We start from the raw sequence: 26,514 nt of genomic DNA on the forward strand, positions 1-26,514 counted from the left end.
CATTAAGAAATCTATTCAGCAAAACTAAATTCAATGATGTCAAAGAACAAAGCGGTCTTGATGGACCAAATTTATTTAGTAATTATAATTTTTAATTCGTCCTCTAATTTTTAGTGGACACTAGTGAGATGTTTAATATATTTATCAGAATTTAAATTTAGATATGATATATTGGGGTGTAATGACATAAACATTATTTTGTAATTCTCTATCACATCTTTATCGCATGTTTCAGTTGCTAATATTATATTAAATAGAGCCAACTCAGCACGTTCATAATCGTTAATTTTTTTCTATTATAAAATTCACTTAAAATATCATGAAGGATAATATTCCAATATATTACTTTTGTTTCATATCCATTTGATAATAGAAAATTTTGTAATATAGTCATTGATGCAGATGACATATTTGGATTTGCTGGTGGAAACCAATTTAATAATGTTTTCATATCTTTCAATTAAAGTTGTATGTTTGTGTAATAACAAATATTCTCTATAATAATTTGTAATTCAAAATTACCTTCAATATTACTTGGTAACTGTACTTCTTTTTCGTTTCCTTCTAATGGCGTTTCATAAATTATGTTATCGTTTGTGTCTAAAAGGTATAAAGAACAAGATGTTATGTTATGTATATATATAGTATGTCCAATTTGTACCATTGATGGCATTTCATATATCGTCCGTGAATTTTTCCCTCTTGAGTCATTTGGATTCACCTTGCTTAAATTTTTAATATTAAAGATAAGTTGGTTATATTCGTCACCAATTGTAAAATCTTGTGCTTTGGTCTCTATGTTTGAACTGCATAATAATACCAATAATATAATAATGATTGTTTTCATAATAATTATTTTGTTGCAAAAATAATAAGTTTCTCTTTATTCATAAAACTTTTTAACCTTTCTCAGTCTACAAAAGTCTACAAATTTATATCTTATTGATTATCAAATTATTATATGCTAGGATTCATTCTATTATGCCCATAATAAATTCATCAAATTCTTTTGGTGAGCCGTCGTGTCCGAGCATCTTTTGCAGCATTCGCCGTCTCATGGCAGAAATGTTCTGTTTTGAACAATGCATAAGATTGCTCATTTCAAGAGTCTTAAAGTTAAGTCTCACTAGCATGCACAGGTCGTATTCGTCAGGTCTTAATGTATGTCGACTGTTTACAGTAGAATAAAATTGTGGAATTTCTCTGTTAAACATTGATCGCAACTCATGCCATTCGTTTTTATCTGGTGAAAGATTTGGGGTGTCTGCAATTTGTTTGAATTTTTTTGCTATCTCAGAATTGTGCAGTCTTTCTTCCACAGTGGCAGTATCAACTTTTTTCTGTCTTAAGGTCAGTTCACTGATAGTCTTTTTATATTCTTCAGCTATTGTGTTTCGCTCTTCCTGTGTTTGTGCGAGCATGGCCTGTAGTGACATTTGTGCCTGCAATAATGTTTCGTTGTCTCTTTCTAACTGTTGTTTTTGTTTTAAGGCTAATTCACGCTTTCTTCTGATAATCAGAAATGATGAAAACACAACGATTATCAATATTATAGCGATTACTAATGCTGTATTGGTAGCCCTTTGGGCTTTTATCTCTTTCTTATTTATTTCGTTTTGAAGTTTATTATGATCATATTGTGCTTGTATGGTTGAACAACTTGACCTCATGAGATGGGTGCATAGGCTGTCGTCAAGTTCATAGCTGAGTAATGCATATTTTGCGGTAGAGTCTGATTTACCTAACTTTTTATAATATAGTGATAAGCCATGAGCAATAGCAATCTTTGTGTTTAGTGTCTGCTTATCTGCATGTTGTAATTTCTTTAAATATATTATTGCAGAATCAGTTCTATTAATACCAAGGAAATATATACTTTTATAGTAATAATAAATCTCTCTACCGTTCTCTATATTTCCCTTTTCATCGAAATATCCTGATTCACATTCGTAGCGTTTTATGCATCTTAATGCATTCTTAAAATCTTTATTTTTTGAGTAAGTCAGGACGAGAGCTCCTAAAGCCATTGCTGCATAGTTTTTATAGCCGTACATGAAATATAATTTTGATACAGTTTCGCATATCTCAATTTGTTTATTGGATTCTTCAAGTAAGTTGTAAGCTTCTACGCTTGAATGATATGCTATCAATGCTGTTAATGTATCTTTTACTTTCATAGCATATTTATAACACATTCTTGATGACGTTAGGATATTTTGCGACATCCATTCTTTGCTAAATAGTTCAGAACTTTGTCCGTAAATACGACTTAACGTTGCATAGTCGCAGTCTTCATCTGTGGTATCGGCCATTTCGGCAGCGTCTTCGTAGCATTGTAATGCTAGCGGAATGCTGTCTAAGTCGCGATATACACATCCCAGCAGATAATGTGCAAGCATGCGTTCGTTGTCAGAACCATGTCTGTCGTAATATCTTACAACTTTTTTCATTGTGCTGTCGGACGTGAACGGCACGTATGCCTTGTTCATTGCCTTTGCTTCAATCATTAAGTAACGATAGCGCACAGGGGCAGGCGAGTTATCTATCAGCGGTTTTATGCTTTTTAACATAATCAGTGCAGAGTCAGGGTTCCTGTCGGCAATGCTGTCGGCCTGTACAAGCATGGCTGTTTGTCGGTTGTTGTCGGTACACGAAAACAAGAGAAGGAATAAGGTTGCAATGATGTAAAACAAACTCTTCATGTTACAAAAGTAAGAATTTAAAAGGATAAATTATTAAACAAAAAAGTAATACGTAAAGTAAAAAATACCAATGTATTTTTGCTTGTGCCTTTTTTATTATGTAATGTGTTGTTTGCTAAACATCTCTGTCTCTTATTCCATTGTGCAAATATAACAAGTTTCGACTTTGTTGCGAAACTTTTATAATATTGTTTGTCTACAAAAGTCTACAAAATTATATGTGGCTGATTGTCAGATATTTGTATCGGCACAATCAGCATGCAGTCACGATGATTTGTGCTAAAAGACGAATAATTCTATGTCCGTAATTTAAACTCAAATCTGTCATTATACCGCATATCGTCTTATCGTTTTGTGTATTTATGCTTTCAGTTGTCTTTTTGTTTTCTATTGGCGTTCTTTAGTCTGCTTTTTCTTGACATAGCCCGCTATGCCTGCAAAAAATCTAACGTAAATCCGCTCAATATAAAGAAAAATACAGACCGACTCCTATCCCATTTGGTTTAAGCGTTGACGGCCGTGTAAAGGCATAAAATAAAAATAAGGCGGCCGTAATAAACGGACCGCCTTAATAGAATTTCCTGGAGCAATTCCTTAAGGAAGGCTGATAGCCTCTGAAGGACAAACATCTGCGCAAGTGCCACACTCTGTGCACATGTCAGGATTAATAGAATATTTTTCGCCTTCAGAAATAGCTCCTGCCGGACATTCGTCGATACATGTACCGCAAGCGATACAATCGTCACCAATTACGTAAGCCATGATAATCTTGTTTTTATTTAATTAATAATGTTTTTGTACCTATTTTCGTACATTGCAAAGGTAGTGCTTTTATTTTAAATACCTAATTTTAGGTATCTGTTTTTAATTTATTTAACGATTGCAGTCTGTCTATTCAAAATAGAACGACAATACAATCATCTTGCTGCGTGCCTCCTTGACCGATTTGGCATACATGATCATGTTCTGGTCTTTCAACTTGTCGGGATGGCTGGTGTCGAGACTGTTGATAAGTCCATAGCAGAACTTCAGTTCGGGGCGCAGCTTGAAATAAGGCAGATAGAAGTCGCAGCCCAGACCAAATTCGAGGAACACGTCGTAACGCTTCAGCTTTATGTAGTCGTTGTCCTTGCCCGAAAGGTTTATCATGGGGTTTATTCCGGCCATGAGATACGGACGCGTGTTGTTGAGTCTGGGGGCACTGAACAGCAGATTGAGTGCCGATGATATATACACCGTCTTAAGATCCTGTCTCTGCGTGACATATTCACCGTTCTCAAGCTTGTCGGTGAGGTTTGTCAGGGTGATGTGTCTGTTGCCGAAATACATGGCGGGAGCTATGCGGAACGCGAAATTATTGCTCAGGCGGAACTCGCCCAGCACGCCCACGGTGAATCCCGGGTCCCATCTGTCCTGGTCGCAGGTGATGACTTTTTCGGCCGTTGTCCCGTCGGCGCCTGTAATAATCTGCGGACCGACGTTCATAAACTCGATGTCCTGAAGGTGCATGCCTACCACCACTCCGAAGTGAAACGGCCTCAGGTCGGTGTAAGGTCTGTTTTGAACGGTCTTGCCCTGTGCCATGGCGCATAGTGCAGCTGTCAGGACGGTTATTATGGTGAACAGTCTTTTCATTTGATAATATAACGATTTATTGACGCCGATATTACATCCGGCTGTGTGAAAAAGGCATAAAAATGACATCCCGGCACATGTCATAAGCCATGACGTAAGTGCACCGGCGGGGGTTATCTCTTCTCGAGGCTGAGCGTTATCTTGCCCACAAATATGCCGTGCTTGCCGTTCTGGTCGTTAGGAACGTCCTTGCCGTCGAGGTTGCGCACATGGTTGAGCATCTTAAAATAAGAGTGAGAGTGGCCGCCCAGCACGAGGTCGATGTTTCGTGTCTTTGCCATCATCTCCATGTCGTTGAGTCCGGCCTCGTCCCATCCGAGGTGAGACAGACATATCACCACGTCGCACTTTTCCTCGTTCTTCAGCTTGTCGGCCACTGCGTTTGCCGTCTTTATCGGGTCGCTGTATCTGACTCCGGCGCAGGTGCTTGCCATGACCAGACCGTCAAGCTTTGGCGAAAGTCCGAAGATGCCTATCCTCACTCCTTTGCGCTTTATTATGACGTAGGGCTTAACAAGGCCTTCTACCACGGTGCCCGTAAAGTCGTAGTTGGCGCAGACGATGGGGAACTTTGCCTTTCTGAATATTCTTGCCATGTTTTCGAGACCGAAGTCGAACTCGTGGTTGCCTATCGTTGCCGCATCATATCCCATGATGTTCATCAGCTCTGTCTCAACGTCGCCTTTGAACATGGTGTAATATGGCGAGCCCTGCGAGAAGTCGCCGCTGTCGAGCAGCAGCAGGTCCTTGTCCTCCTTGCGCATCTGGTCAATCATGGCTGCACGGCGCAAGAAGCCGCCACGGCCGGCAAGCATTGTGTCGGCAAGGTTAGGGTTGAGCGGAAGCACGCAGCTGTGAGTGTCGTTGGTGTGCAGAATGAGCAGCTGTCTGCCCTTTGCAGCCGCCGTAAGGGTTACGGCCACGGCTATTGTCAGTATTGTAAGTATGCGTTTCATTTGTCTGCTATTATTATTCGTCCTTCAATCTTTGAGTCGATGTCTTCGCCCTGAGCCATCTTAGCCTTCATGTATTTCACTATTACCTGGCGCACGTTGTCATCGGCACCAGAGGGCGATTTCATCCCGGTGGCGCTTTTAAAGGCTTCAAGCTTGTCGTTGCCCTGCGCAACATAGTCTATCGTAGCCACCCGGTAGTCGGCCTCGGGGTCGATGTCCTTTCCGTTAAGCTTGGCCGACAGCAGCCTGCCGTCTTTGCTGATAACCAAATTGACGCCGTGGCTCACGGCCTCGCCGCCCACTGATGCTATCTGGCCGAACAGCTCGATCACCTTGCTGCCCTTTAGCGTTACGAAGCATATCTTGTTTTCAAACGGCGCCACGTCGAGCACGTCGCCGTATGTTATGTCGCCCTTGGCAAATGCCGAGCGCATGCCGCCGATGTTGTAGACGGCAAAGTCGGGCTTCTCGCCGTAGCTGCCGCCGCACCATACGAGTATGTCGGCAAGCAGGTTGGAGAGCTTGCTCTCGGGCCTTTCGGCATTCAGATATGAGGCAGCCCTGCCCACCACGGGGCTCATTATGCTGTCCACCTTCAGCTTGTAGGGAGCTATGAAACTCCACGCCCTGTCGTCGGGCCTACTGTCGTAAGTGCTGTCAATGAGTATTCTCGAACGGCTCACGCCTGTGAGCTGATAGTGTGATGAGCATGATGCAAGAAGCATCGCAAGTGATGCCAATTCGCATAAAATCAACTTCTTATACATAAGGATAATCTTAGAAAAGTGATGCAAAGTTAGTTAAAAACGCTATTAAGTCAAAGAAAAAGATAAAAAAAACCTCGCATATTTGGAAGAGAAACGAAAAAGTAGTAACTTTGCACCGCTTTCCGCGTAATCGCTGACAGGAAGAAGAGTAGCCTAGTTATGTTACGCCGGAACGATAAACAAATTTAATTATCAAATAATAATGGATTTAATTAAAGTTGCTGAAGAAGCATTTGCAACCGGCAAGAAGTTCCCTGAGTTTAAGTCAGGTGACACTATCACTGTCGCTTACAAAATCGTTGAGGGTTCAAAAGAGCGTATCCAGCTCTATCGTGGTGTAGTAATCCGCATTTCTGGTCATGGTGACAAGAAGCGTTTCACAGTGCGCAAGATGTCAGGTACAGTAGGTGTAGAGCGTATCTTCCCTATCGAGTCTCCGAACATCGACAGCATTGAGGTTAACAAGCACGGTAAGGTAAGACGCGCTAAACTTTATTACCTCCGTAAACTTACAGGTAAGAAAGCTCGTATCGCTGAGAAGAAGGTTATCACAGAGAAGAAAAACTAATTCTGAAATCTTATCTTTAAGAAATAAAGAAGCAGACTTGTCCTTGTGTCAGGTCTGCTTCTTTGTTATTTGTAACAATACATAATATCGAACTTTTGTAAAACATGGCTAATTACATCGCGAAAGGTATGCTTTTGCACGCTTAAAGAAGGCCTTTCGCAGCATGAAAGGGCATGTATCGCAAGAACATAAAAGCCGGCTTACAGCAGGCATAAGCCTAAGCGGAGTAAACCTTAACCAGGAAAATGTATGTTTGAAGTCAACCGAAATAAGGAAAACAGGCTGACAATAAGCATAAAAAGTTTTTCTTATAAACTCATCACTCGTCACATTCGGGCATAACCCCCTTACAGACAACACATTACGGTGTGACGAGTTGAAACGCCAACTCGTCACACCGTAACTATCTGATTTACAAAACATTATAATGCGATGTGACGAGTGACGAGTTTTTTAACAAAATCTTTTTCCGGACATTGGCTCAATCAACAGCAAAGCCCTGACGATAAGGCAAGCCACAAACGGTCTGAGCCAAACCTAGTTTCTCTCATTTATCAATTTCTTTTCAGCCTTATCGTTCCGTCGGCACCAATGGTTATCTTGCTGTCCTTTATGTCGCTCTGTGTGAGCCGCTTTATCTGCTGGGCCACGGCATTGGCCGTGTCCTTGCGCGGACCGAGGCCGCGACGCTGTATGAACGAGTGGATCTTGCCTTCAATGAAGTCGCCCCTGCGGTTCACCTTTGCCTCTATCACCGGCGCATAGCCCGATATTCCTGTTATGCTTATTCCGTAAGGCGTGCAGAAGTTGCCTAGGCTGTAGGCTATAAACTTGCCCTTATACACCTCGACACATCTTACCACATGCGGGCCGTGGCCATAAACTATGTCGGCGCCGTTGTCTATGCAGAAGTGTGCAAAGTCGCGCAGCGAGCCGCGGTCTTCCTCAAGATACTCTTCCTTGCCGTATGGCAGATGGCTGTACTGCTTGCCTTCGGCTCCGCCGTGGAACGACACTATCACCACGTCGGCATTGGCCCGCAGGCTGTCAAGTATGCCCTTCACCGTCCACAGTTCCTTGTGCTTCAGCGTGTAAGAGTTGTGGCCGAACGCACACATGCCGTATCTTATGCCGTTGCGCTCTATTATGGCGGCGTCTGTCCTGCCCCTCAGTCCGGCATATTTTATGCCTATATCCCTTAAGGCGCGCTCCGTTGACCTGACTCCCTCTATGCCGAAGTCGAAGGCATGGTTGTTAGCCATGCTCAGAAAGTCGAACCCGGCCTCCTTCAGGCGTGGCGCAAAGCTCAGCGGCGTGCGGAACGAATAGTTGTAAACCGACTTCTCCTTCTTGTTCTCGGCACTGTCGCACAGCGTTCCCTCAAGGTTTCCCACGGCGATGTCGGCCCTGTGAAGGATGTGCCTTACGTCTCTGAACAGCATCCTGCCCTCGTCTGCCGGCAGCGCAGGCTTGGGGTAAGTGGTGCCCATCATGATGTCGCCGGCCATGGCTATTGTGAACGTGTCCTGAATATGGCTCAGTATGCTGTCCTCAGCTTTCTGCTCTGCGCTGTCAATATCGACAACGGGCACCGGCAGCTTTTTGCCGGTACCCGTTGTAGTGCAGGCCACAGCCGACCCGCATATAAGCAAAGATATAATAAAAATATGTGGTTTCATGTTACATTACGCGGCGTGCTCCTACGTATCTGCGTGAATAATATCTTTCGTTAGAGTTGCTTACCTTTACGCCCTTGGTGCTTGCGTGTATGAAGTTGAAGCTTCCGCTTATCGGATCAACGTCGACCACGATGCCTACATGGCCTATGGAGCGGCCCGAACGCGGACTGGTGAAGAACACCAGGTCGCCTATCTGCAGCTTGTCCTTGTCAACAGGGTCACCCTGATTAAACTGCGCGCGCGACGAGCGGTTGAGGTCTATGCCCATGTTCTTGAACACATAGCTCGTAAATCCTGAGCAGTCGAAGGCGTTAGGACCTGCCTGACCTGAGCGGTAGCGTGCGCCCATGTGCGAGAAGGCCTCGTCGAGCACGTCGTTTATAGGCTCAAACTCGAAGTCCTCGTCATAATTCTCGTTGTTATAAAGAAAATCGTAGTTATCTATTTCTTCGCATTGCTGTTCCTTATTGTCGCCGTCCTTCTCGTTGTCGGCCATCACAGGCGTTCCTGCGGTCAACAGCATCATGGCAACGGCAAATATTTTCAGGTTCTTCATGTTCGATGTTTTCTGTAATAGTATAATGAAGGGGTTTTCTTGATTTTACGATTGCGAAGTTAACGAAAAAATGCCGGAAATCAAAGTTTGTTTACATCTTTTGGGATAAGCAAAAAGCATGCCACGGCAAAGCTCCGCAAGCCGTTAAGTATTGTTATAGTGTAATTTAGACCAAAATAACTGCAAAAAAGGTTCAACCATTTTTCTTTACATTCTTTAAGAAATAAGTCTTTCATTATTTAACTACTTTGGCGCATTTTCTGTTCTTTTTGTCGCCTCGGCGCACATCTGCCATGCCTGGCAGACAGATGCTATATGCCTGATTTATTGATATATCCGCACGCCTGACTGCCGCCGGGCACATGTGCCGTATGTTCTTTTATTCACATCCGGCAAGGCTAGAAACGGCAAAAAGCCGGCCGCCGGCAGGGGTTTAATCGACATTTATTTTGTATTGCGCCCAATTTGCACTATCTTTGCAGCCGAAGAAGAAATTTTATCGAGCATGAAAGAATTAGCATTAAAGTACGGATGCAATCCGAATCAGAAACCTTCGCGCATATACATGGAAGAAGGTGAACTGCCTATTGAGGTGCTGAATGGCCGTCCGGGCTACATCAACTTCCTCGATGCACTTAACAGTTGGCAACTCGTAAAGGAGCTTAAAGCCGCAACAGGACTGCCTGCAGCAGCCAGCTTCAAGCATGTTTCGCCCGCAGGAGCCGCAGTAGGTCTGCCGCTCAGCGACACTTTGAAGAAGATTTATTTTGTAGACGACGTAAAGATTGAGCTTTCGCCCCTGGCATGTGCCTATGCACGCGCACGCGGCGCCGACCGCATGAGCAGCTACGGCGACTTTGTGGCTCTGAGCGACGTATGCGACGAGGCTACCGCAACGCTGATCAAGCGTGAGGTGAGCGACGGCGTGATTGCGCCGGGCTACACACCCGAAGCCCTCGAGATACTGAAAGACAAGCGCAAGGGCACATACAACGTAATAAAGATTAATCCCGAATATGTTCCGGCTCCAGTTGAGCACAAGCAGGTGTTCGGCATAACATTCGAGCAGGGACGCAACGAGATTAAGCTCGACGACCCGTCACTCTTTGAGAATATACCCACACAGAACAAGACATTCACCGAAGAGGCTAAGCGCGACCTAATAATAAGTCTTATCACGCTGAAATATACTCAGAGCAACTCTGTATGCTACGTGAAGGACGGACAGGCCATAGGCATCGGTGCCGGACAGCAGAGCCGCATACACTGCACACGTCTGGCTGGCAACAAGGCCGACATATGGTGGCTGCGCCAGCATCCGAAAGTGATGAACCTGCCTTTCGTTGACGGCATACGCCGCGCTGACCGCGACAACACCATCGACGTGTATATCAGCGACGAGCACGACGACGTGCTGGCTGAAGGAACATGGCAGAGACTCTTCAAGGAGAAACCCGAAGTGCTGACCATGGAGGAGAAGAAGGAATGGATAGCCAAGAACACCAAGGTGGCTCTGGGCAGCGACGCATTCTTCCCGTTCGGCGACAACATTGAGCGCGCACACAAGAGCGGCGTTGAGTATATAGCTCAGGCCGGAGGCTCTGTACGCGACGACAATGTCATCGAGACCTGCGACAAATACGGAATAGCAATGGCCTTCACCGGCGTTCGTCTGTTCCATCATTGATAAACTGTTTTTTTCAGCGCCGGGAGTCATCATTCTCAAGGGCGGCACAAGGCTTGCCCCGTATCAAGAGTCTGTCTCCCGGCTCTTTTTCTCATTAAGCATAATTAGTTTTTTACATTTTATGAGCGATATCGACGACATAATTGCCGGTGGCGGAATAGTGTTCCGAAAGGCAAAGACAGACAACGGCAATGACGGCAAGGTGAAGACCAAGGCCAAGAAGAAGAAATATATCACCGGCGCTCATGGCAGCGGCTCGGCACGACAGAAAGCCAAATACCGCGAAGCACGCGCCAACCGCAAACACAAATAACGGCTGCCTGGGCGCAGCCGGTTTGTGTTTGCGGTTTATGTTTATGTGGCATAAGCCCGGCATTGCTTATGCGTGTTGTTTCTATGCGCCATTTTTCTTGCTTTTTGAGTTATGTTCTTTTCTGTAACGTGGTTTATCCACTGTTGTGTTCCTATTGTGCATAACTTAAATAACTGATTGTCTTACTGACAATTACAACTGTTTGACATATATTCTGCAAAGGGCTTTTAACTCAACTTAACCCTGCATCAGGGAAGGTAATTGTCAGTAAAATTTTGCAGATAACTTTGTTTTTCTTAATTTTGCAGTGTCAAAGCGCATGTCCTTGATACATATTCTCTATTTTTGGCTGCGTGCGCTCTTGTCTATTTTGAATGCTGCAAGTTTTATGAAAGACAGGGATAATTTTACGTTTCTAACTTCTGCACCTGTTCATCATGTAGTGCTAGTAATGGCTGTTCCGACCATTATCAGTATGCTCGTTACCAGTATCTACAACATCGTAACCACATTCTACGTTGGCCGCATCAGCACACAGGCCACTGCCGCCGTGGGCATAGCCTTCTCGGTTATGGCCATCATACAGGCCATAGGCTTCACCTTCGGACAGGGCTCGGGCAACTACATATCGCGCGAACTTGGCGCGCAGCGACACGACAACGCATGCCGCATGGCCTCCACGGGCTTCTTTCTTGCCGTTGGGACAGGATTTGTCATTGCCCTTATCGGACTGATATTTCTGCGTCCGCTCGCGCTGCTCCTAGGCTCAACGCCGACAATATTGCCCTATGCCGAAACCTATCTGTCGTTTGTGCTTATGGCTGCACCGTTCATGTGCGGCGCCTTATGCCTGAACAACCAGATGCGCTTTCAGGGCAACGCAGCTTATTCAATGTTCGGCATACTTACGGGAGCATGCATCAACGTCGTGCTGGCCCCTATCCTTATATTTGTGTTCGACATGGGCATAACCGGTGCCGGCATATCCACGTTTACGGGTGAGTCGTGCAGCATGCTTGTGCTGTTGTGGATGAGCCGCATGAAGCGCAACATACATATCAGCCACCGCAACTTTACGCCAAACGTGGCTATGCTGAAAGAGATATTTGCCGGAGGCACGCCTTCGCTGACGCGCCAGGGCATGGCCAGCATCAGCGTTGCACTGCTCAACGTGGCTGCCGGAGCTTACGGTGATGCAGCAATAGCTGCCATGTCTATCGTCAACCGCATAGCCTTCGTGATATTTGCCGCCATGATTGGCCTCGGACAGGGATTTCAGCCTATGTGCGGCTTCTGTTATGGCGCAAAATTATACGCACGTGTGCGCGAAGGCTATTGGTTCATAGTGCGTGTAGGCTTTCTGTTTATGGCCGTATGCGCTGTGCTCGGTTTCTTCTTCAGCGAGGAATGCATCGACGTGTTCCGCCGCGACCCCGACGTTGTTTCTATCGGCACCGTTGCCTTGCGCTGGCAGCTGGCCACGCTTCCGTTGGGTGCCATAGTCATGTACACCAACATGATGATGCAGACCATCCGCAAGCCATGGCAGGCCAATGTGCTCGCATCTGCCCGCAGCGGCCTGTTCTTCATTCCGCTGATAATCATCCTGCCCCATTTCTTCGGTCTTCTTGGCGTAGAGATGTGCCAGGCATGGGCCGACGTATTGTCTTTCGGCCTTGCAGTGCCGATAGCCATGAGCGGATTTAAGGCTTTACGTGATGACTGAGAAACGCGGTAAGGCGCAAGTCAATAGATAGTCTAGAGCCATCCCCACGGCAAAGCCGGCCATAATAATTCATTATTCCAAAAGGCCAAATCAGCCTGTATTTTATGGCATCATGACCTATGAAAGTCAAAAGGCTCTGAAAACCGTAACTTATATGCCTTAATATGTTTTATACTGAAAGTCTGCACGGTATTTAGCAGCAATCTATTAAGGCAATCACATTCATTTACTTTCAAACTGTTAGTGGCCGAGTTACGACCCAAAACTCGGCCACTTTTTATATGAAAGTGGCTTGTTTTCTACACGCAAACCATAGGTTTATTTTATGTCTGACGCAGTCTTGCCGTGCAAGCCGGGATGAAAAAGACGATAAACGAAAAACTTTGTACGGCTTCTACCAGTATATCAAGAAAAATCAGACGGCAAGACGATAACGGAAAACATATAGACGAATAAAAGCTGAATACCGATTCCCTCTTATGAAATCAACGCGAAATCGTCATGCTGAATAAAAAAAATAGGGTTGCTTAAAATGATTAAGCAACCCACATATATAAATTATCAGATTCGGATACAAACCAACTGATACCGGTTTATTTGTCTTCCTTCTTCCAGAGTTTAGACATATCTTCAAGCGTCTTGCCTTTTGTCTCAGGCACAAGTCGCCATACGAACAGAGCAGCGAGAACACAGATTGTGCCGTAAAGGCCGTAAGTAAACCAGTGGCCGAAGTTGGCGTCGCTCTCGAGCTGCATGTTGAACATGGGCACAAACGAAGCACTGACAATCCAGTTGAAAATCCACTGGAATGCAACGGCTATGGCTACGGCTGCGCCGCGGATGGTGTTGGGGAATATCTCAGCAATGAGCACCCAGCAAATAGGGCCCCACGACATCATGAACGATGCACTGTAGATCATGATGCTGACCATTGTTACGACGGCCATGTCCATGTTGCCGAATGTGAGGGCAACACCGAAAGCGCCAATGGCCATGCCTATTGAACCGGTGATAAGCAGCGGCTTGCGGCCCCACTTCTCAACAGTGAACACGGCAACAAGCGTAAACAGGATGTTCACAACGCCCATGATGACGGTCTGCACCATAGGATTCTCCATACCCATGTCGCCGAATATTCGTGGCGCGTAATAAAGCACGGCGTTGATGCCGACAGCCTGCTGGAACACGCTGAGCATGATGCCGACAAAGATAACCAGCACACCATAGGTGAACACCTTTTCGGTCTTTTCTGTAATAGTATTCTTTATCTCATTAAGAATTTTCTGTCCTTCAGCCACACCATTGATTTTCTGCAGTACAGACAGAGCCTTGCTGTCGCGTCCTGCCATAACGAGATAGCGCGGAGTCTCGGGTACGAAGCATATCAATATGGCAAAAAGTCCTGCCGGCACAGCCTCGCTTCCGAACATATAACGCCAGCCTGTAGAGATTGTCCAGGGATCGCTGCCCGGAGCAACGGCGTTGAAACCTTGTCCGATAGACTCAATTACGGGGTTGGTATGGTCGCCGAGGATGCAGAAGTTGACCATATATACTACCAGCTGGCCAAAAATAATGGCAAACTGGTTCCATGAAACGAGCGTTCCGCGGATGTTAGACGGAGCAACCTCGGCTATATACATAGGGCAGATGGCTGAAGCCAGACCAACGCCCACGCCGCCGATGACACGATAGATGTTGAATGTTACGAGAAGTGAGTATGTCGGTACGCCATGCTCATAAATCAGAAACTCGGGCTCCATTGAGCCTAACGCAGAAATGAAGAACATTATTCCGGCAAAGATGAGCGACTTTTTTCGTCCCCAGTTTGATGCCAGATAGCCTGATATTCCGCTTCCGATGATACAGCCAATAAGAGCGCTGGCACATGTAAAGCCATGTATGGCATCAGTATATCTGAAGTCAGTTGCTCCTAAGAAAAAAGCCTGAAGTCCTTTTTCGGCTCCTGAAATTACAGCCGTGTCGTATCCGAAGAGGAGTCCTCCCAATACAGCCACAAGCACAATTGAAAATAGGTAGGCCTTGCTACCGCCTTTGTCTTGATTCATTGTTTGATTAGATTTTAATTATAGTTAAAGATAAATATTATTCCGTTTTATTACGTTTATAAAACCCTAATCCCTATGTTTTATTGTGTGTTTCGATGCATTTTTGTATTTGACACAGCATCTTGCCGATTATCGGCAGACGGTGTATTGCAAGGAGAAGGGCGTACCACTTGTGTTTATTCTGCCTGTAAAGGTAATAAATTTAGCGCTACCGGTTGTCATAATTATTCATTATTAATTTATTTTTTTCGTTTATTACGGCGGTTTTTTGTATTTTTGCACCAAATTGCATATTTTGTAGACATGAAGTTCAGCGAAGTTATCGGACAGGACGACGCCAAAGAGCGTCTTCGGCAGATGGTTGCAGAAAACCGTGTGCCTCATGCCATTATGCTGTGCGGCCCGCAAGGCTGCGGCAAAATGGCTCTGGCCCTTGCCTTTGCTTCATATCTGTTGTGCGAGAACAATTCGGGCGACGACTGCTGCGGATCTTGCCGACAGTGCGTCATGACAGACAAGCTGGCTCATCCAGACCTTCATTTCTCCTACCCTGTCATACGCCCATCGGGCACCGGCTCTGAACACAAGATGTCGAGTGAGGACTTTACGGGCGAGTGGCGTCATCTGCTGTCTCAGGGGCCATACTTCACAATGGACCAATGGCTTGCTGCCATGGGCGCGGCCAACCAGCAGGCTCAGATGGGTGTGGGCGAGAGCGATGTGGTGATGCGTGCGCTTAGTCTGAAGTCGAGTCAGGGCGGATATAAGGTGTGCATAATATGGCTGCCTGAACGCATGAACGCCGAATGCGCCAACAAGATGCTGAAAATTATAGAGGAACCTCCACACAAGACAGTGTTCATAATGGTGTGCGAAGAGCCCGAAAAGCTGCTGGACACCATAAGGAGTCGCGCTCAGCGCATAGACATTAAGCGAATTGAGACAGAAAGCATCGAGACTGCTCTCATTGACCGCAGGGGCATAGATGCAGACGCAGCACGCCGCATAGCACGAGCCGCAAACGGAAGCTGGCTTAACGCTCTTGAGGCTCTCAACTCAGACAGTGAGAAAAAGCTATTTCTCGACATGTTTGTCAGCCTGATGAGACTTGCCTATACGCGCAACATCAAGGAGCTGCGCAAATGGAGCGATACGGCTGCGGCATACGGGCGTGAACGCCAGCGCAGGATGCTCACATATTTTGTACACCTGATTCGCGAAAACTTTGTCTACAACTTCCGCATAGGCGAACTCAACTATATGACGCAGGACGAGGAAAACTTTGCGCGAAACTTTGCACGCTTTGTCAACGAGGCCAATGTAATTGAGCTCTCAGAACTAATGAGCCGCGCCATAAGAGACATCGGACAAAACGCAAATCCGAAAATAGTGTTCTTCGATATGGCAACGCACATCATAGTTTCACTTATCAGAAAACCGTAGGCTTTATGCCGAAATAACATATATATTTTTTAATTGCAACAGCAGATGGATTATAAAAACAAGAAATTCTTTATATACAACGGGTGCGACCGTGGTCTGTGCCTGAGAGGATGTGGCCGGCAGGACCGCCAGCTGAACACCTACGACTGGCTGGCAGACGTACCGGGCAACGCCCAAAGTACTGACCTTGTTGAGGTGCAGTTTAAGAACACCCGCAAAGGATATTATCACAACGTCAACAATCTTGACCTCAGAAAGGGTGACATCGTTGCCGTAGAGGCTAACCCGGGGCACGACATTGGCGTAGTTACGCTTACCGGCAAACTGGTAGAGCTGCAGATAAAGAAGGCCAACTTGAAATCGGCCGACGACATCAAGCGCATATACCGCATAGCAAAGCCCGTGGACATGGAAAAATACCGCGAGGCAAAAAGCCGCGAGCATGCTACGATGATACAGAGCCGACAGATAGCCAAGAACCTTAATCTGCAGATGAAGATTGGCGACGTTGAATATCAGGGCGACGGCAACAAGGCTATATTCTATTATATAGCAGACGAGCGAGTAGACTTCCGCCAGCTTATCAAGGTGCTGGCAGAGACATTCCACGTGCGCATAGAGATGAAACAGATCGGAGCGCGTCAGGAGGCAGGACGTATTGGCGGCACAGGTCCGTGCGGCCGTGAACTGTGCTGCGCCACCTGGATGAAAAACTTTGTGTCGGTAAGCACTGGTGCAGCCCGCTATCAGGAAATATCACTCAACCCGCAGAAGCTGGCAGGTATGTGTGCAAAACTGAAATGCTGTCTTAACTACGAGGTTGACAACTATATCGAGGCGAGCCGCAGGCTGCCAAGCCGCGAAGTTGTGCTTGAGACACAAGACGGCGAATATTATCTGTTCAAGTCTGACATCCTTGCCGGACTTGTAACATATTCATCAGACAAGAAGGTGCCGGCCAACCTCGAGACAATAACAGCCAAGAGAGCGCTCGACATAATAGACATGAACAGAAGGGGCGAAAAGCCCATGTCGCTGCAGAGCGACGGCAACATAAAGGAGCAGAGCAGTCATCCTGCAGACCTGCTGGCCAACGAGAGTCTTACGCGTTTTGACAAGAGCAAGAAGAAACGCCGTTCAAAGAACCGCCCGGCACGACAGGCTTCAGCAAAAGGACGCGGCAAGGCTCAGGCCGAGAAAGGACAGCAGAAGCCTCATGGAGCCGAAAAGCAAGAGAAGGCAGACAAGCAATGACGAGATTAAGATTACATATTCTTACAGCCGTGGCCTGTGTGGCCATGGCTTTGTGCTCATGTAACAGCGATGTTGTGTACGACAAATACAACCATACTCAGCTGACAGGATGGGAAAAGAACGATACTCTAGCCTTCGACGTACCTCCAATGAAGGAATCTGGCCGTTACCGTCTTGAACTTGGACTTCGCACCAGCACCTCGTTCCCCTTCACCGGCCTGAGCCTTGTTGTCGACCGCACCGTAGAACCGGGACACATGCTATATACAGACACCGTGAACTGCCGGCTGGCTGATGACAAAGGTAACGTGCTCGGACGTGGTGTAAGCTGCTTTCAGTATAGTTTCATTGTTTCTGACATAGACTTGCGCAAAGGCGATTCGCTTCATATATGCGTCCGCCATATCATGAAGCGCGAGATTATGCCCGGCATTTCGGACATAGGACTGAAGATATCAAAGCGCTGAACATAGGGCACCTAAATACCTAAAAGGAGTTTAAGTCCGAACGCTTCACTCTGCAAACTAAGAGTTTATCTAGGCATCTATAGTTTGATTTTTCAGTTTTTAAGAAGTTTCATACAGCTTTTATCCCACATAGCGGGCATACAATCTGCATCGCCTTGGCATGGTTTGCGTCTGAAATAAGCAAATGGCAATAAAATCAATATAAAACGGGCAATCCGGCCGAGACATAAAGACAATTTGGAGTAAAAGTCAAGATTGGCTTTAGAATACACATTAAGGTATAAATATAACAAAATCCACCATTTTCCCATCTTTCAGGAAATGGTGGATTTCCTTTTCTGTATCAGCCAAATAGCTGCCATATATAGAAATTCCCATACAATACAAAATAAAAGCCTCTGGTGCATTAGAATGCGCCAGAGGCTATATTTATGTAAACTACGTATTGTTGTTACTACTTTATTAGATACCCAATGCCTGCTTTGCAGTAGTGTTATTAGGATCTATCTCGAGGATAAGTTTCCAATACTTATCAGAATTAGCCTTGTCCTCTTTTATGTAATAATAATATCCAAGATATGAGTAAGGCTCAATAAGAAGCTTCGGATTATCAGGATTCTCCTTCTTAGCCAACTCGATATACTGCTCATAATAAGGCTTAGCCAAGCCCTGAGTTGTTTCCGGGTCAAGCTGTGAGTTGATACGTGCCCTCATTATTGTTGCATAAAGCAGGTTGGTAGGATATTTCTCTCCGAGCATGCCATAAACCTCATCTGCCTTCTTCAAAGCAGCAATCTTCTCTTCGTTAAGAGTTGCAATACTTGCAGCCTGATCAGCATAAAGTTTAGCCAATCCGTCGATATCACCTACAGAAGGTTTCTCAACAGCTTTCAGATATTCATCATAAAGAGCAAGTCCCTTAACATAATCTTTCTTTGCAATATATGCATCAGAAAGCTGCTTCTTAACATCATTGAGTGAAGAGTTAAGTTCAAGTGCCTTCTCAAACTGAGCAATAGCCTGGTCGAAAGCGCTGTCACCCATCAGTGCATATCCGTAATACTGATAGTCACGAGCAGAGAACTTAGCGCTGTCTGACTTGTTGAAAAGTGCATCAGCATACTTCAAGGCATTAGGATAATCCTTGAGGTCTGTGTAGTTATAGAAGCAGAGACGGTTCATGGCTGCGTCACGCGGATTCTTCTGAACACCATACTGAGAAATCTCAAGGCTCTTCTTTGAATCAGAAGAAAGATATGTGGCAGTTGCATACTCTGTCAGATAGTTCTCATTGAATTTGCCTAGATCAACCTTTGAGAAATATTCAATGGCCTTGTCAAAGCGGTTAGCTGTATAGAAGAAGTGTCCTGCTTCAGCATCTACAGGATAATCAGGCTGAACTGTACGAAGTTTCTCGAGCATCTGGACTGAAAGCTCCGGGCTGCGCTTACGGTAAATATTTGCATACTTGATGTAGCCCTGAGGATTCTTCGGATCCATAAGAGTAGCCTGCTGATACCATGTTGCAGCAGCACCGCCATCATTGTTTACAACCTCGATATCACCCATAAGGAGATAACCGGCAGCGTTGTTCTTGTCACGGTCGATAGCCATCTCTGCATATTTCTTGGCATTAAGAGTGTCCTTAATGTCGAGATATGCGCGGCCAACACCTGCAATAGCAACTGCATTCTTCTTGTTTTCCTTGATAAAGTCCTTAACCTGGTCCTTTGCAGCATCAGGATTAGACTTGCTGTTAACAATAACTTTAGTAATAGCGTCAATCTGAGACTGTACGTCCTGCGCCATCATAGGAGCCGAAAACAATGTGAGAGCGGCTCCAGCCAATAAATATTTAATCGCATTCATAATCGCTATAATTAAATTGTAAATAGTTTAAGTTTTCTCACTCAGAACCGTTTGCATAAACAAGGCAGCCTTTATTAATATTGACTGCCTCAGGATGCAAAGGTTTAATCATCACCTACATTTACTGACCTTATTGTAATATCACCGCGTACAGGCAACAAGCCTGACTTGAATATTATCAGCTGTCCCTTAGGCTGCTCTATAAAATGGGCAAAGCCCCATGGAAGACCATTGATAGGGTCATTAAGCAATGCATATATCGTTCTTACCAACGGATAACGACCGTCAAGTAAGTATGCCTGGTATGGTTTCCAGCTATTCATGGCTGTAGCCGAGTCAAACCTGCTTACCGACATAACAGTTATATTCTTCTTGAATGTAGTGTTCGTTGTGTCGCGCTTGTCATTAAGCCAATTTGAACCGATGATACCAATGGCATTAGGAGTTTTCTCGACATAATCGATAACCTCCTTGCTCGTGTTTGTGGCAACAATGTTCGGACTGTTTATCAGCTTTCCGTCCAATATCGAGTCAACACAGAATGAAACCGTACTCGACTTGCTGTTGTCAAACACCACAAGTATCTCGCCGCGACTTGAACCGGGAACTATATCGCTCCATTTCTTTGCCTCTCCGCTGAGAACACGCTTTATGTTCTTGACAGAAATACAAGAATCTTTATTCTCTCTGTTTATGATAAGCGACAAGCCATCATAAGCCAAAGGTATAGCCACGGGCAAATAATTGCGTGACTTTAGATTCTCCAACTCATTTTTTGTGAAATTTCTTGATGCAATAACCAGCTGCAGACTGTCATTCATCAGCATCTTTATAGCATCATACTCATTTGTATAAATCGGAGTAAGCTTGGCATCCCGATATATACTTTCGAAGACCTGAACTTCTTCGTCGATTATAGGACTAAAACTTTCGTCAGAAGCGAACGAAATCGCTCCTGACGAATAAGTATCTGTTCTGCCGCTTTTGGGTTTGTCGGCACAAGCGGCCAACATGCCCGACAGCAGCATCAATCCTACCAAATTGTAGAATAGTTTTCTTCTCATATCACGTAATTACTGCAGTTTGAATGTTACTGGCAACGTATATCTTACGTTAACCGACGTACCGTTCTGCTTTCCAGGAGTCCAGTTAGGCATGCTGCTAACAACACGCACAGCCTCTCTGTCGAGAGACGGGTCAACAGACCTCAGGACTTTCACATTAGAAATAGAACCATTCTTACCTACTACGAACTGTACAATAACCTTACCCTGGATACCGTTCTCAGCAGCAACAACCGGATATTTGATGTTGTCTCTCAGCCAAGCCATCAAAGCGCCCTGTCCACCAGGGAATGAAGGCTGCTCTTCAACCACGTCAAACACCTTGTTCTCCTCCTCGTTCTTTGGAGGTTCAGGCTGGGCAATTTCTTCCTTAGCTTTGAGCACTTCGCCGTCAAATTCGTCATTACCAACTACGTTGAACGCACCGATAGTAGTTTTTGTCTTCTGAAGGTCTTCCTGAGTTTTCATTTCCTCCTCAGGCTTTACCTCAGAGTCCTTCTTGATAACAGGAGCAGTAAACTTGATAGAGCTCTTTACCTTCTCTACAACTTTGGGCTGCTCGATTTTAGGAGTTACCTTTTTCTTCTCAACTTTCGGCGTCTTGTCTATTTTAGACAATTTAGCCTCAGTGACAATCGCAACTTTTTGGTTCGCCTCAATAACATTCTTAATAGCTATAGCCGAGAAAATAGCAACTGCAGCAATAAGTACGATAATGATAGACCAAAGGTTACGTTTTGCGGTACCCTTACGGAGCTTGTATGCTCCATATGCCTGATTCTTTCCCTCGAACACGAGGTCACACCATGCATTAGATATAAGATCTATTTTTGACATTGTCTTTTCATTTTAAATGTTACTCAACGATTACTTCACTCCTTTTTTAGTAAGAAGGCCTTTGTCTTCAGGAGTAATGTTATCGATGACATACTTACCTATACTGCAAATCTGCATCTCATCCAGAGCATCAACCAAATTCTTATAAGAAGCATTGTCAGTTGCCTTGATAATGATTGTCAGGGTAGGAATCTTCTGCCCGTCAACTTCACCATTCTTCAGCTTCTCCAATTCTCTATTATATACAGAATCTGGGTATTTTCCAGGATTGCTCAACTTTTTGCTGTCGAGCTCGGCCTTAGCCTTCATAATCGTAGACACCGGTATGGTACCGTCTTCAGTGACATGGTTGATAAGGACCTTACGGATACCTTCCTTGCCCCAAGTTGTTTCTTTAAGGCAATTAGGATCATTGTAATTAGGAATACCTGCTACGTAGTAAATTTTGTCATTACCTGCAACGTAGATTGTAATAGTCTGCGAAGCCTTGGTAGCAGTTCTGTCCTCTTTCTGCACGTTCTCATCGTTACTTGGCATCGTCAGCTGCATTGTCTGAGGCTTGCTCAATGACGTACACAGCATGAAGAATGTGATAAGAAGCATCATCATGTCCACCATAGGCGTAAAGTCTACGCGTAGGTCAATCTTCTTCTGTTTGCTTTCTTTCTGCTTTGCCATGACTTATTCCTCCACTTTTTTGTAAGAAGTGATAAGATAGTAACGATTCTGATTCATGTCCTGAAGTTCAGACATTACTTTCTTGATAACCTTATAGGGTGTCTTCTCGTCAGCCTTGATAGCCAGTTTCATATCTGAGTTATTGTCTGTAACTGTCTTAACCCACAACTGGAACTCGCTCATACCGCCGTCGATACTGTCTGTAGGAACGCCCTTATCTTTCTGATAGTCGTTCATGTGAGCTGCATCCTGACTCAGGAATGCGCCCATATCTTCCATAGACACACCGATATTGGTTGCGCTGCGAGAGTTTTTCATCTGAGTGCCGTTAAGGCTTACGCCAAACTGATCAGCCATAGTGCTGAGCGCGGCCTCCATATCGCCAGGTTTGTCCCAGCCCAAGAACACCTTGCCCCTACTGTCGATCAGTATGCTCAAGACGTTATTCTCCGGAACCTTTAGCTCCGATACCGAACCCGGCGTGAGAACCTTAACTGCCTCATTCTTAACGAATGTTGATGTCAACATGAAGAATGTAAGCAAGAGGACCATCACGTCGCTCATCGGAGTCATATCGATCCAGATCGCTTTTTTCTTAATTTTTACTTTACCCATAGTAATAAAATTTTAAAGGGTTAGTAAAATTAAGCTTCGTCTGCGTGATTGGCTTCGTATGTCTGAGCAATTGAATAACCAACCTCATCAAGGGCGTATGTCAGCTTGTCGATCTTGTTTGTGAATGTGTTATAAGAAATAACAGCAACCCAAGAAGTCAAAATACCGAATGCGGTGTTGATCAAAGCCTCAGAAATACCTGTAGACAATGCCAGAGAGTCACCACCACCACCGGCAGCCAAAGCCTGGAATGAACGAATCATACCGATAACGGTACCGAGAAGACCGGTAAGAGTACCGAGTGTAACGATAGTTGCGATGATAGGAAGGTTCATCTGCAGTGTAGGCATCTCGAGCTGAGTAGCCTCTTCGTGAGCCTGCTGGATCTTAGAAACCTTCTGAGCCTTCTTCATACCTGTTGTAGCTTCCATTTCCTTGTAAGCGCGGATAGAAGCAGAAACAACGTTAGCAACAGAACCTCTCTGCTTGTCGCAGATGCGCTGTGCTTCAGCGAAGTCGCCTTTGCTTACAGCAGCCTTAACGTTAAGAACGAACTTAGCAAGTGAGCCTGTTCCGAATGCAGAACGAAGAGCGATCCAACGCTCGATACTCAGAGCGATTACAGTAAGCAAAAGTGTCTGGATGATAGGCACGATAACACCACCTTTGTAAATTGTACCGAGCAAGTTTGTCGGGTGACCTGCGGGATCGTTACCTGCGAAGTTTGCCGGATTACCAAGCAGATACTTGAAAATGCAAAGCGCAATAACGAAACATACAACGATAACCCAGATCGCTGCTCTAATACCTTGGAAGCCCTGATTTTTCTTTGTAGGGCTTGCTGCTTTTTGTGTAGTTGCCATAATTTTGAATTTAAATTTTAGTTATTAATAATTTAAGTTATAAAGTTTCCGATTAATGAAATTACAGTTTTTCCCTATATTTGCAAACAAGATCCCAAATAAGACTGCACAAAGATAACAATTAATGATCAATAAGAAGATTTATTAATAAGTTTTAACAGCGTTTCCTCTGTATTTTACATTAAAATATATTTGTGCAATCGTTATCTCGGCTGTTATTTAAGCTTAGCCAGCGCCTCTTTTATACGCCTCATAGCCTCACAAATATTCTCGTCGCTTGTGGCATAGCTCATTCTGAAACAAGCAGGATCGCCGAAAGCATCGCCTGCCACTGTAGCTACGTGAGCCACTTCGAGCAGATACATCGCAAGGTCTGTAGAAGTATTTATTACATGTCCTTCATAGCTCTTGCCGAAGAAATTACTGCACTTCGGGAACAGGTAGAAAGCTCCTTCGGGAACATTAACCTCAAGGCCCGGAATCTCCTTTGCAAGTTTTACTATAAGGTCACGACGGCGGTGGAACGCCTGTCTCATTGTCTCGACACACTCCTGCGAAGCAGTGTATGCCTCAACTGCAGCCTTCTGGCTAACTGAGCAAGGACCGCTGGTGTACTGTCCCTGAAGCTTGTTGCAGCCTTTCACAATCCATTCGGGAGCAGCAATATATCCGATACGCCATCCGGTCATTGCATAAGCCTTTGACACACCATTTACGATAATTGTCCTCTCCTTCATTCCGGGAACAAGCGCTATACTGTTATGCTTGCCAATATAGTTGATATGCTCATAAATCTCGTCGGCAATGACATACAGGTCTTCATGTCTTTTTATGACCTCAGCCAGTCCTTCGAGTTCTTCCTTTGAATAGACGCTTCCAGTAGGATTACTCGGAGAGCACAATATCAGCATTTTAGTTTTAGGTGTAATAGCCGCCTCAAGCTGCTGCGGAGTCATCTTGAAGTTCTGCTCGAACCCTGCCTCTACAATTACAGGCTCTCCTCCTGCCAGTTTAACCATCTGCGGATAACTAACCCAATATGGTGCCGGTATGATAACTTCGTCACCTTCATTAACGAGTGCCATCACAGCGTTGCAAACGCTCTGCTTTGCGCCGTTAGACACTAATATTTCATTGACTGTATATGTTAAGCCGTTCTCATTCTTAAGCTTTGCAACAATAGCCTCTCTCAAATCCATGTATCCCGGAACAGGTGAATATCTTGAGAAGTTGTTGTCAACAGCCTTCTTGGCAGCGTCCTTAATGTGGTCTGGCGTGTTAAAGTCTGGTTCACCCACGCTCATATTAATAACGTCAATACCTTGTGCTTTCATCTCGCCACTTTTCTGTGACATGGCGAGAGTGGCTGAAGGTGCCAAGCGATTAAGACGGTCTGATAATTGTGCCATTGTCATATATTAAATTTATGCTCCTGCAAATTTAAGCAATTTATTCGTTCTATAAAAATAAATGATGTTATATTTTTATTCCAATTATTAAAATGATTTTTTTACAAATGTTTTTTTTACAATTACAAATGTAAAGTATGTCCCATGCGGTCTTTTTTGGTCTTCAAGTACTTATAATCGTACTCGTTAGGCGTTATTTCGATTGGAACATTTTCAACAATTTCAAGGCCGTAAGCCTCAAGGCCTACACGCTTTGTAGGATTGTTGGTGATAAGTCGCATCTTGTGCACGCCGAGCTTGCGCAGCATCTGCGCGCCGCAGCCGTAGTCGCGCTCATCGGGCTTGAATCCGAGATGTATGTTTGCATCAACGGTATCAAGGCCTTCTTCCTGCAGCTTATAGGCCTCAATTTTGTTCATAAGTCCTATGCCGCGTCCTTCCTGCTGCATATATATCAGCACGCCCTTGCCTTCTTTCTCTATCATCTGCATTGCCTTGTGCAACTGCTGTCCGCAATCGCAGCGCATGCTTCCGAATACATCTCCGGTGGCGCATGAAGAATGAACACGCACGAGCACAGGCTCGTCTTCTTTCCACTCACCCTTTATCAGGGCCATGTGCTCGAGTCCGCTGCTGGTCTGACGGAACGGAACAAGCTTGAAATGTCCGTATTCAGTCGGCATATCCACCATAGTGCCTACGCTTATCAGCGACTCGCGCTGCAGTCTGTATGCAATGAGGTCCTTAATTGTTATGACTTTAAGATTATATTTTGCTGCGAACTCCACGAGTTGCGGAAGACGTGCCATCGTACCGTCGTCGTTCATTATCTCCATCAGCGCACCTGCCGGATAAAGGCCAGAGAGCTTGCAGAGGTCTATTGTTGCCTCCGTGTGTCCGCTTCTTCTGAGCACGCCGTTGTCCTGTGCATAAAGCGGATTTACGTGGCCAGGGCGTCCGAATGTCCTTGGCGTAGCCTCCGGATCGGCAAGAGCCTTGATTGTCTCGGCCCTGTCGTGAGCCGACACACCGGTAGAGCAGCCTTCGAGCTTATCCACTGTAACAGTGAAAGGAGTGCCCAACACAGATGTGTTTTCTACAACCTGACGCGGAAGGTCAAGCTCATCGCATCTGCTTATCGTTATCGGCGCACAGAGCACGCCACGAGCATGCTTCAGCATGAAATTAACCTTCTCTGCTGTAATTTTTTCAGCGGCAATAATAAGATCGCCCTCATTTTCGCGGTCTTCATCGTCTACGACAATTACAAACTCGCCTCTCTTGAAGTCCTCAAGAGCTTCTTCGATTGTATTAATTTTTAAATTTTCCATAAACAGCGTTTACCTTATTATATATA

Annotated in this window: 24 protein-coding genes; 7 read left to right on the plus strand and 17 right to left on the minus strand. The window is 45.2% G+C overall.

Going from position 1 to position 26,514, the window contains the following annotated elements:
• Window positions 1-460: 460 nt before the first annotated feature.
• The 6 genes from EJL04_RS14970 to EJL04_RS14995 all read right to left on the minus strand — a co-directional run bounded on the left by EJL04_RS14970 (window position 461) and on the right by EJL04_RS14995 (window position 6,060).
• Window positions 461-847 (minus strand): hypothetical protein, encoded by a 387-nt coding sequence (locus tag EJL04_RS14970; protein ID WP_125105545.1) that lies wholly within the window; start codon window positions 845-847, stop codon window positions 461-463.
• A 124-nt stretch (window positions 848-971) separates the two neighbouring features.
• Window positions 972-2,702 carry a hypothetical protein gene (locus tag EJL04_RS14975; protein ID WP_125105546.1) on the minus strand — a complete coding sequence of 577 codons (1,731 nt, stop codon included), beginning with the start codon at window positions 2,700-2,702 and terminating at the stop codon, window positions 972-974.
• Window positions 2,703-3,296: 594 nt separating this feature from the next.
• Window positions 3,297-3,464, minus strand: coding sequence for a 4Fe-4S binding protein (locus EJL04_RS14980; RefSeq protein ID WP_021855262.1), 168 nt, complete (start codon window positions 3,462-3,464; stop codon window positions 3,297-3,299).
• A 129-nt stretch (window positions 3,465-3,593) separates the two neighbouring features.
• The gene (gene porT, locus EJL04_RS14985; protein ID WP_021855261.1) at window positions 3,594-4,337 is read right to left on the minus strand and encodes a type IX secretion/gliding motility protein PorT/SprT; all 744 of its coding nucleotides are present in this window, start codon (window positions 4,335-4,337) and stop codon (window positions 3,594-3,596) included.
• 113 nt (window positions 4,338-4,450) lie between these two features.
• Window positions 4,451-5,293, minus strand: a complete 843-nt coding sequence (locus EJL04_RS14990; RefSeq protein ID WP_053397324.1) for a bifunctional metallophosphatase/5'-nucleotidase — start codon at window positions 5,291-5,293, stop codon at window positions 4,451-4,453.
• The gene (locus EJL04_RS14995) at window positions 5,290-6,060 is read right to left on the minus strand and encodes a 5'-nucleotidase C-terminal domain-containing protein (protein ID WP_125105547.1); all 771 of its coding nucleotides are present in this window, start codon (window positions 6,058-6,060) and stop codon (window positions 5,290-5,292) included. The genes EJL04_RS14990 and EJL04_RS14995 overlap by 4 nt, the downstream gene beginning before the upstream one ends.
• Window positions 6,061-6,262: 202 nt before the next feature.
• On the opposite strand from EJL04_RS14995, the gene rplS reads away from it, so the two are divergent.
• Window positions 6,263-6,628: a 50S ribosomal protein L19 gene (gene rplS, locus EJL04_RS15000; protein ID WP_021855258.1), complete on the plus strand. Its 366-nt coding sequence runs from the start codon at window positions 6,263-6,265 to the stop codon at window positions 6,626-6,628.
• Window positions 6,629-7,182: 554 nt separating this feature from the next.
• On the opposite strand, the gene EJL04_RS15005 is transcribed toward rplS, so the two are convergent.
• Together EJL04_RS15005 and EJL04_RS15010 are read right to left on the minus strand one after the other, a co-directional pair.
• Window positions 7,183-8,307: a CapA family protein gene (locus EJL04_RS15005; RefSeq protein ID WP_125105548.1), complete on the minus strand. Its 1,125-nt coding sequence runs from the start codon at window positions 8,305-8,307 to the stop codon at window positions 7,183-7,185.
• 1 nt (window position 8,308) lies between these two features.
• On the minus strand, window positions 8,309-8,863 hold the full coding sequence (locus EJL04_RS15010) for a C40 family peptidase (protein ID WP_021855256.1): 555 nt from the start codon (window positions 8,861-8,863) through the stop codon (window positions 8,309-8,311).
• Between the two features lie 505 nt (window positions 8,864-9,368).
• Here EJL04_RS15010 and EJL04_RS15015 point away from each other — a divergent pair.
• From EJL04_RS15015 to EJL04_RS15025, 3 genes are all read left to right on the plus strand, one after another.
• A complete protein-coding gene (locus tag EJL04_RS15015; protein WP_125105549.1) occupies window positions 9,369-10,550 on the plus strand; it encodes a phosphoribosylaminoimidazolecarboxamide formyltransferase in 1,182 nt (393 codons plus the stop codon).
• 121 nt (window positions 10,551-10,671) lie between these two features.
• On the plus strand, window positions 10,672-10,863 hold the full coding sequence (locus tag EJL04_RS15020) for a hypothetical protein (protein ID WP_021855253.1): 192 nt from the start codon (window positions 10,672-10,674) through the stop codon (window positions 10,861-10,863).
• Between the two features lie 388 nt (window positions 10,864-11,251).
• Entirely contained in the window at window positions 11,252-12,589 is a 1,338-nt protein-coding gene (locus EJL04_RS15025) for an MATE family efflux transporter (RefSeq protein WP_125105550.1), read from the plus strand.
• 593 nt (window positions 12,590-13,182) lie between these two features.
• Here the strand turns inward: EJL04_RS15025 and xylE are convergent.
• Complete coding sequence (xylE, locus tag EJL04_RS15030; RefSeq protein WP_021855251.1) at window positions 13,183-14,658, minus strand: D-xylose transporter XylE; 1,476 nt, start codon at window positions 14,656-14,658, stop codon at window positions 13,183-13,185.
• Window positions 14,659-14,961: 303 nt separating this feature from the next.
• Between xylE and EJL04_RS15035 the strand changes: the two genes are divergently transcribed.
• The 3 genes from EJL04_RS15035 to EJL04_RS15045 are packed head-to-tail and all read left to right on the plus strand — an operon-like array spanning window position 14,962 to window position 17,822.
• Complete coding sequence (locus EJL04_RS15035) at window positions 14,962-16,101, plus strand: DNA polymerase III subunit (protein WP_125105551.1); 1,140 nt, start codon at window positions 14,962-14,964, stop codon at window positions 16,099-16,101.
• A gap of 45 nt (window positions 16,102-16,146) precedes the next feature.
• Window positions 16,147-17,355, plus strand: coding sequence for a PSP1 domain-containing protein (locus EJL04_RS15040; RefSeq protein ID WP_021855249.1), 1,209 nt, complete (start codon window positions 16,147-16,149; stop codon window positions 17,353-17,355).
• Window positions 17,352-17,822 (plus strand): gliding motility lipoprotein GldH, encoded by a 471-nt coding sequence (locus EJL04_RS15045; protein ID WP_125105552.1) that lies wholly within the window; start codon window positions 17,352-17,354, stop codon window positions 17,820-17,822. The genes EJL04_RS15040 and EJL04_RS15045 overlap by 4 nt, the downstream gene beginning before the upstream one ends.
• A gap of 462 nt (window positions 17,823-18,284) precedes the next feature.
• Here EJL04_RS15045 and EJL04_RS15050 read toward each other — a convergent pair whose 3' ends face one another.
• The 8 genes from EJL04_RS15050 to EJL04_RS15085 all read right to left on the minus strand — a co-directional run bounded on the left by EJL04_RS15050 (window position 18,285) and on the right by EJL04_RS15085 (window position 26,488).
• Window positions 18,285-19,691: a tetratricopeptide repeat protein gene (locus tag EJL04_RS15050; RefSeq protein ID WP_021855247.1), complete on the minus strand. Its 1,407-nt coding sequence runs from the start codon at window positions 19,689-19,691 to the stop codon at window positions 18,285-18,287.
• Between the two features lie 104 nt (window positions 19,692-19,795).
• Window positions 19,796-20,755: a PstS family phosphate ABC transporter substrate-binding protein gene (locus EJL04_RS15055; protein WP_021855246.1), complete on the minus strand. Its 960-nt coding sequence runs from the start codon at window positions 20,753-20,755 to the stop codon at window positions 19,796-19,798.
• A 9-nt stretch (window positions 20,756-20,764) separates the two neighbouring features.
• Complete coding sequence (locus EJL04_RS15060) at window positions 20,765-21,592, minus strand: energy transducer TonB (RefSeq protein WP_053397317.1); 828 nt, start codon at window positions 21,590-21,592, stop codon at window positions 20,765-20,767.
• 30 nt (window positions 21,593-21,622) lie between these two features.
• The gene (locus EJL04_RS15065) at window positions 21,623-22,270 is read right to left on the minus strand and encodes an ExbD/TolR family protein (protein WP_021855244.1); all 648 of its coding nucleotides are present in this window, start codon (window positions 22,268-22,270) and stop codon (window positions 21,623-21,625) included.
• A gap of 3 nt (window positions 22,271-22,273) precedes the next feature.
• Window positions 22,274-22,885, minus strand: coding sequence for an ExbD/TolR family protein (locus tag EJL04_RS15070; protein ID WP_021855243.1), 612 nt, complete (start codon window positions 22,883-22,885; stop codon window positions 22,274-22,276).
• Window positions 22,886-22,914: 29 nt separating this feature from the next.
• On the minus strand, window positions 22,915-23,748 hold the full coding sequence (locus EJL04_RS15075) for a MotA/TolQ/ExbB proton channel family protein (RefSeq protein WP_053397316.1): 834 nt from the start codon (window positions 23,746-23,748) through the stop codon (window positions 22,915-22,917).
• A gap of 215 nt (window positions 23,749-23,963) precedes the next feature.
• Complete coding sequence (locus EJL04_RS15080) at window positions 23,964-25,157, minus strand: pyridoxal phosphate-dependent aminotransferase (RefSeq protein ID WP_125105553.1); 1,194 nt, start codon at window positions 25,155-25,157, stop codon at window positions 23,964-23,966.
• Between the two features lie 122 nt (window positions 25,158-25,279).
• Entirely contained in the window at window positions 25,280-26,488 is a 1,209-nt protein-coding gene (locus EJL04_RS15085) for a bifunctional 3,4-dihydroxy-2-butanone-4-phosphate synthase/GTP cyclohydrolase II (protein ID WP_021855240.1), read from the minus strand.
• Window positions 26,489-26,514 lie beyond the last annotated feature (26 nt).

The sequence above is a fragment of the Prevotella marseillensis genome, from assembly GCF_900625065.1.
Classification (GTDB): domain Bacteria; phylum Bacteroidota; class Bacteroidia; order Bacteroidales; family Bacteroidaceae; genus Prevotella; species Prevotella rara.